This window comes from Mesorhizobium sp. Arg314 (assembly GCF_053714275.1).
In genome coordinates this window covers 1-441 of record NZ_JBSKBP010000258.1, presented here as the reverse complement: position 1 = coordinate 441, position 441 = coordinate 1, and the positions used below count along the sequence as shown (strand labels likewise).

Annotated in this window: 1 pseudogene; it reads right to left on the bottom strand. The window is 66.2% G+C overall.

From position 1 onward, the window contains the following. Positions 1 to 284: pseudogene (locus ACWGS9_RS35380) on the bottom strand (hypothetical protein); the annotation flags it as partial. Between the last annotated feature and the right edge of the window lie 157 nt (positions 285 to 441).

Sequence of the window (441 nt, the reverse complement as noted above, 5' to 3'; positions counted from 1 at the left end):
CTCGCCCGATGCCGGGTCCAGAAGGCGGTGAGGTCGCCGCCGAGCGCCGCCAGCTCGCGCTCGAGCCAGGCGCGGTGGTCGCCGCGGCGTGCGCCGTCGGGGGATAGGACGGTGCTGGCGTCGCGCCAGTAAAAATCGTCGACGCCGGCGGTCGTGAAGGAAAAGCCAGGGAAGGCGTTGGCAAGGGCGGGGGCGAGGTTGGTGTCGGCCGAGGCCGGGTCGAGACCGGCAAGCACGGTCTCGACCGTTGCGGCATCGGGCAGGCGGATCGGGTTGGCGGACATCGGGCTGCTTTCTCGGCCGAAGCGGGCTGCGCGACATGGCGCCGGTGATCATGATCAGGTGCGATTCTGGCGGATTTGGACGGCGAGATCAATCACTATCGATAAGGGCTCATTATCGATAGTGATAAGCCAAGCGAAAGCAACGGTGTCGCTTTTC